Origin of the sequence: Corallococcus aberystwythensis, from assembly GCF_003612165.1 — a bacterium.
Classification (GTDB): Bacteria; Myxococcota; Myxococcia; order Myxococcales; family Myxococcaceae; genus Corallococcus; species Corallococcus aberystwythensis.
Genome location: NZ_RAWK01000542.1, coordinates 1 through 914, shown reverse-complemented (window position 1 = coordinate 914; position 914 = coordinate 1). Strand labels below are relative to the sequence as shown.

General features: G+C 69.1%; 2 protein-coding genes. One reads left to right on the top strand and one right to left on the bottom strand.

Going from position 1 to position 914, the window contains the following annotated elements; all coding sequences use genetic code 11:
• Positions 1–2: 2 nt before the first annotated feature.
• Complete coding sequence (locus D7W81_RS41330; protein ID WP_120560756.1) at positions 3–371, bottom strand: DUF192 domain-containing protein; 369 nt, start codon at positions 369–371, stop codon at positions 3–5.
• A 17-nt stretch (positions 372–388) separates the two neighbouring features.
• On the opposite strand from D7W81_RS41330, the gene D7W81_RS41325 reads away from it, so the two are divergent.
• Positions 389–892, top strand: a complete 504-nt coding sequence (locus tag D7W81_RS41325) for a tRNA (cytidine(34)-2'-O)-methyltransferase (protein WP_120560757.1) — start codon at positions 389–391, stop codon at positions 890–892.
• Positions 893–914: the final 22 nt, after the last annotated feature.

The following is a 914-nucleotide window of genomic DNA, read 5'->3' as shown; positions in this document are numbered from 1 at the left end:
CTTCAAGCCCCAGGGGCCTCCCCCGGGGTGAAGACCAGGCGGTCGCCCTCCTGGGTGCCGCTGGCCCCGAGGACGCCCGCGGGCAATTCCAGGACGGAGCGGGCCTTGAAGTAGATGGACGAGGTGCGCCAGGGGGGCATGGCGGACAGTTGCTTGACGATGCGCCCTTCCGCGTCCAGGAAGGCGACGTCGATGGGGATGCGCATGAAGAAGGTGTGGATGGAGTTGCAGGGCTCGATGTGCATCCCGCCCCCCATGGGCAGCGAGGCGCGGCCCATGAGCCCCTGGAAGCGCTGGATGAAGGACTCGGCCCGTTCGGCGCGGTCCGCCAGCAGCCGCTGCCGCGTTTCGTTGGTCACCCTCCAGTGCATGTCCGGTGTTCTATCCCATGCTTGAGCCCCTGGCGTCCCCCCTGCACCTGGTCCTCGTGTCCCCGCAGATTCCGCCCAACACCGGCAACGTGGCCCGGCTGTGCGCGGTGACGGGCTGCCGGCTCATCCTGGTGGAGCCCCTGGGCTTCTCCATCGACGACCGGAACCTGAAGCGGGCGGGGCTGGACTACTGGGACAAGGTGTTCCTGAAGCTGTACCCGACCTACGACGCCTACGTGGCGGAGTACCCCCAGGCCCGCCGGTGGCTGTTCTCCGCCAGGGCGGAGACGTCGCTGTACGCGGCGCGCTTCGAGCCGGGGGACCACCTGGTGTTCGGCTCGGAGGTGACGGGGCTGTTGCCGGAGGTGATGGACGGGGGGACGGGGACGCCGGTGACCATCCCGATGCTGCCGGAGCGCCGCAGCTTGAATCTTTCGACGTCGGTGGGGATTGGCGCCTACGAGGCCCTGCGGCAGGTGCAGCTGGGGGCAACGGCCAGGCAGGCACCGCCGTCGAATTGAGGGTCGGGCGGGCTGTCTCTTA

What these genes read in the sequence shown, in the direction of transcription:
- D7W81_RS41330 (WP_120560756.1), bottom strand. Translation starts at nt 371, where the DNA reads ATGCACTGGAGGGTGACCAACGAAACGCGGCAGCGGCTGCTGGCGGAC.
- D7W81_RS41325 (WP_120560757.1), top strand. Translation starts at nt 389, where the DNA reads ATGCTTGAGCCCCTGGCGTCCCCCCTGCACCTGGTCCTCGTGTCCCCG.